Annotated in this window: 4 protein-coding genes and 1 pseudogene; 4 read left to right on the top strand and 1 reads right to left on the bottom strand. The window is 54.8% G+C overall.

The annotated features are described in order from the left end of the window. The 4 genes and pseudogenes from GXX82_05435 to GXX82_05420 all read left to right on the top strand — a co-directional run. Positions 1 to 557 (top strand): hypothetical protein (locus tag GXX82_05435; protein ID NLT22469.1); only part of this gene is annotated, 557 nt, incomplete at its 5' end. Between the two features lie 352 nt (positions 558 to 909). Further along, positions 910 to 2,997, top strand: a pseudogene (nrdD, locus tag GXX82_05430) (anaerobic ribonucleoside-triphosphate reductase). 36 nt (positions 2,998 to 3,033) lie between these two features. Continuing rightward, positions 3,034 to 3,297, top strand: coding sequence for a hypothetical protein (locus GXX82_05425; protein NLT22468.1), 264 nt, complete (start codon positions 3,034 to 3,036; stop codon positions 3,295 to 3,297). After that, on the top strand, positions 3,278 to 4,057 hold the full coding sequence (locus tag GXX82_05420) for an anaerobic ribonucleoside-triphosphate reductase activating protein (protein ID NLT22467.1): 780 nt from the start codon (positions 3,278 to 3,280) through the stop codon (positions 4,055 to 4,057). Before GXX82_05425 ends, GXX82_05420 begins: the two co-directional genes overlap by 20 nt. A gap of 45 nt (positions 4,058 to 4,102) precedes the next feature. Here the strand turns inward: GXX82_05420 and rpoD are convergent. Beyond that, positions 4,103 to 5,316: RNA polymerase sigma factor RpoD (rpoD, locus tag GXX82_05415; protein ID NLT22466.1), on the bottom strand; the 1,214-nt coding region annotated here is incomplete at its 5' end.

Below are 5,316 nucleotides of genomic sequence, written 5' to 3'. Positions count from 1 at the left end.
TGGCGGGGTCGTACCTCCTCCATCCCCACTCCCACGTGCTGGCGACGCCGATCGTTCCGGCCCGGGTTTCCCGGGAGGTCATCACGACACGCAGCCACTTCATGCAGAAAGAGAGGTGCCTTCTCTGCGACATCATCAGCCAGGAGGTGCGCCAGGGCAAGAGGCTTGTGAGCATGAACAGGAGTTTTGTCGCCATCTGCCCCTTTGCCTCGCGATTCCCCTACGAAACGTGGATCGTGCCGAGGTTCCACGAGGCCAACTATGAGAACCTTGTCGACGAGGCGGTGAAGGACGACCTGACGGAGATGCTGGTCGACATAATGAAGCGCATCGAACAATTCGCCAATGCCTATACGATGGAGGTACACACGTCGCCAAACACCACATTCGCCGAACCTCATGGCGACGACCTTCCTCTCAGGGAGTATTATCACTGGCACATCGAGATCCTGCCAAGGGATTTCCGGTCATCGAAGTACAAGAGGGACGATGAGTTCTCCGTGCTGTCCATAACCCCTGAGGAGGCTGCCGAATCGATGAAGGCCCAGCGAATATAGGGTGTATGCCCATCGGGGAACGGGGAAGACCGCTCCCGGGCATGCATATCGTATGCCTCATCTGCAACGGTTCGGATATTCAGGGAAAAGAGTGAGAAAATTCTTGAAGAAATACTTCTATGTATAAAATTTTCAAAAAATATTCAGGACTATCGGCTCTCAAAAAAATTCAAAAAATATCTTGACAACGTGAGGGCCGGTCAGGTAAAAAGTACTACATGTAGTGTGGATATCTAGTTGACATACTATATGTAGTGTTTCGGAGGGGGATTGCACTGCGGTTGACTTTCGGGAAGCATAGCCTTTCTTAGCAGGACGAATCATAAAAGTACATAATCTGATAGGGGGATGCATGGAAACAACGGATCTGAATTTGTTTGTCAGAACCTCGGAGGAGAGCATTGCCGGTTGGGACCGGTCGAAGATCGTTGACGCGCTCATCAGGGAGACGCTGATCGACCGCGACACGGCCGGTGAGATCAGCAAGGAAGTGGAGCAGATGATCAGGCGATCTGGTATCGAGGTCATCACCGCACCCCTCATCAGGGAGCTTGTGAACGCGAGATTGATCGAGAAGGGGCTTGAAAGCTCCCGTAAGATGCATACCAGGCTTGGTATGCCGCTGTACGATGTGGACAGCCTCATCCTCCATCCCAACAAGGAGAACGCCAACGTGCCCCACGGCCCGGAGGCCACCAACCTGACCCTGGCAGAGGGCATCAAGAAGGAATACGCTCTCCTGTCCGTCTTCTCCCAGGAGGTTGCCGATGCCCACATGAACGGGGACATACACCTTCATGACCTTGGTTTTGTCGACAGGCCGTACTGCAGCGGTCAGTCCCTCGAGTATATCAAGAAGTTCGGACTCGACCTGCCCCACTCCCTGTCCATGGCGAAGCCGGCGAAGCATGCCGAAGTGCTCCTTGCCCATCTCGTCAAGTTCGCGGCGGCCCTGCAGAGCCATTTCGCAGGCGCCATAGGCTGGGACGCCATAAACATCTTTTTCGCGCCCTACATCGAGGGGATGAGCGACAACGACGTGAAGCAGCTCGCCCAGATGCTGATCTTCGAGTTCTCCCAGCAGGCGGTGGCGAGGGGAGGGCAGGCGATCTTCACCGATATAAACATCTACTGGGAGATACCGAAGCATTTTGTCAACGTGCCGGCCATAGGTCCCAACGGCAAGTTCACGGGCAAGACATACGGGGAGTATGAGAAAGAGGCACAGCGCTTTGCCTGGAAGCTCTTCGAGGTATACAAGGAAGGCGACGGGGCGGGGCGGCCCTTCTTCTTCCCGAAACCCATCGTTCATATCACGGAGAAGTTCTTCCACACCGACGGCCACATGGATTTCCTGAACCTCATCTGCGACGTTGCCGCCGACAAGGGCAACACATACTACGTCTTCGACAGGGGAGAAACGGCCAAGATCTCGGAATGCTGCCGCCTGAGTTTCAAACTCTAGGAAAGCGACCTTCTTGACGCGAAGGAGCCCTGGAGGATGCGGTACTGCGCCCTCCAGAACGTGTCCCTCAACCTGCCGCGGCTTGCCTACATGGCGAAGAACGACGACACACGACTTTTCAACCTCATCACGGAGAGGTTTGTTCTTGCCGTCAAGGCCCACAAGGAAAAACGGGTATTCATGGAGAAGCTCCTCTCTCTGGGGGAGAACGGACCGCTCGCGCTGCTCACGATGAACAGGGACGGGATGCCCTATCTCAGGCTCAATCACGCATCCCACCTCATCGGCATGGTCGGTCTCAACGAGATGGTGCAGATACACACCGGCGAGGAGATGCACGAATCAAAGCGGGCGCTGAAGTTCGGCATCAAGGTCATCGCCCACATGAACCTCCTTACGGAGAAGATGCGGCGGCAGGAGAACATAAAGATCGTCCTGGAGCAGACTCCGGCGGAGAGCACGAGCTATCGGTTCGCGCGCCTGGACCTCAGGTATTTCTCTCCTCACGCCGGCAGGATCATGAAAGGGGACATCGCCTCCGGCGAGGTCTACTACACGAATTCGACGCATCTCAATGTCAAGCACGCCATGAATCCCATCGAAAGGGTCACCACGGAAGGGTTGTTCCATCCCCTCATCGAGGCAGGCTCGATATCGCATGTCTGGCTTGGAGAGGCACAGCCGTCGAAGGAGGCCATCGCAGACTTCGTCATCAAGACGTTCAGGCACACGACCAATGATCAGATCGCCTTTTCCCCGGAATTCACCACGTGCAACAAGTGCCACAGGACGGGGCGGGGTCTTTCCGATACCTGCTCGTACTGCGGTTCCACCGATGTGGATGGCATTACGAGAATAACGGGCTACTTCACCAAAGTATCGAGCTGGAACAAGGGTAAACTGGGCGAGCTCAAGGACCGCTACCGCAACATGGAATTCTTCTCCGAAAAGCGCAAGGCGGCTGCAAACGACTAGAGTACCGACGGATGCTACAAAACTCAAGGAGGAACCATGGGGACAGTGAAGATCTTTTACAAGGATGATTGCCCGTTGTGTCCGATGGCGAAACAGCTGAAGGACCACCTGCGGGAAAGGAACGTCGCCGTTGACGACTACAACGTTGGAACGACGGAAGGTCTTGCCGAGGCGACATTCTATCGCGTCATGGCGTTGCCCACGATCCTTGTTGAAGACGAGTCGGAGAATTCCCTCGGTGAATGGAGGGGTAACGTACCTCATATCGACGAGGTGCTCAGTGCAGTCCAAAGCGCCTGATTGCCCGGCTGTAAAGGGCTTCATTGAAACCAGCTTTGTGGATTGGAAGGGGTGCCTGTCATCCGTTGTGTTTCTCGGCGGCTGCAACTTCAGGTGTCCCTTTTGCCACAATCGCGACCTTGTCCTCAACCCGGGAGGGCTCGAGGACGTCCCCATCGAGTACGTCGTGGCGACCATCAGGAAATACAGGACTCAGTGGGTCGACAGGATCGTGGTGACCGGGGGTGAGCCGACGATACATAAGAACCTGTACCGGCTGATGGGTCTCTTGAAAAGCGAAGGGATGAAGGTCAAGCTCGACACGAACGGGTCGAACCCTTCCGTCATGAAGGGCCTCGTCGGCGATGGTCTGGTGGACTCGATCGCCATGGATGTCAAAGGTCCCCTGGACCGGTATTCCCGGTGGTGCGGCATCAACGTGGATGACCGCAAAGTGGAAGAAAGTATTGAATTTATTCTAAGTTCCGGAATCGACCATTATTTCCGGATGACCGTTGTCCCTTTTCTTCACAGAGAAGAGGACGTTTACACGGTGGCCAGATATCTTCGAGGGGCGAAGGATTTCATCGTCCAGACATTCAGACCCGATGTTACCCTGAACACCGCCTTCTCCCGGATAAGGCCTTTCAGTCCCGACAGAATGGACCGGATCAAGGCCAACGTTACCAACATCATGTCGGGAGTGAGTATCAGGGAAGAGGAACGCGGGCCGGAACTGAGCATTGCCGGCAGAACGGACCAGGACAACCTGTATAGTTGACAACAGGGAACAGGGAACAGGTTTCTTTTCTGTTCCCTGCCTTTTTTATTCCAGGAAACTCTCCAGCCTCTTCCGCCGCGAGGGGTGTTTCAGCTTGCGCAGGGCCTTTGCCTCTATCTGGCGGATACGCTCGCGGGTCAGCCCGAAGACCTCTCCGACCTCTTCGAGAGTATAATCCGTTTTTTCGCCGATGCCGAGCCTCATCCGGATGACCTTTTCCTCCCGAGGGGTCAGCGTGGAAAGGACCTTGTCGATCTCCTCCTTGAGGGAGATGCTGACGAGCTCGTTGAAGGGCGACGGTGATTTCGGGTCTGCAATGAAGTCGCCGAGCTTCGATTCGTCGTCGCCGATGGGGGTCTCTATAGAGATGGGCTCATTGGAGACCTTCATGATCTTCCGCACCTTTTCCAGGGGAAGGCCCGCCTTCAGGGAGATCTCGTCGAGATTCGGTTCCCGGCCGAGTTCCTGGAAGAGGGAGATGGTGACCTTCGTTATCTTGTTCATGGTTTCGAGGACATGAACGGGGACCCTGATGGTGCGGGCATAATCGGCTATGGCGCGGGTGATGGCCTGCCGGATCCACCACGTCGAGTAGGTGGAGAACTTGTATCCCTTCTGATAGTCGTACTTCTCGGCCGCCTTCATGAGGCCCATGTTCCCTTCCTGAATGAGGTCCAGGAATGAAAGACCCCTGTTGAGGTATTTCTTCGCAATATTGATGACGAGCCTCAGGTTTGCCTGTATCAGGCGGTTCTTGACCGTCTTGAGGCCGTTTTCGATCTCGCCGATCTCGAGGAGCCTCTTCTTTACCTTCCGCGCTTCCTTTTCATCCATGAACTTGAGCTGTCTCTGGACCTTGCGGATGATCTCTTCGAGGACCTTCTTGTTGAGGTTGAGGTTTATGAGGTTTTCCTCGACCTTCTTCTCCAGGGCCTTGAGCTTCTTTTCGTTGAGCTTTTTCGTGGCCTCGTTGACCTTGACGGAACTTCTTCTGATCTCTTCCTTCTTCTCGTGCTGGTTCCTGATACTGTTGATAAGGGAGACCGTCTTCTTTCTGTACTTGTCCTCGTCCTTCTTGGAGTAGTTCAACTCATCGATATTCTTGACGACATCGACTATGTTGATGGCCTCCTTCTTGAGAAGTGAGGCGATCTCCATGAGTTCCTGGATGGCGTGGGGCAGGTCGAAGAGCAGGTTCCGTATCATGCGCTCCCCGTCCTCGATCTTCTTCGCGATCATGTACTCTTCTTCGGAATTGA

The sequence above is a fragment of the Syntrophorhabdus sp. genome (assembly GCA_012719415.1).
In the GTDB taxonomy this organism is placed as follows: domain Bacteria; phylum Desulfobacterota; class Syntrophorhabdia; order Syntrophorhabdales; family Syntrophorhabdaceae; genus Delta-02.
This window is presented reverse-complemented; position numbering and strand designations above follow the sequence as displayed.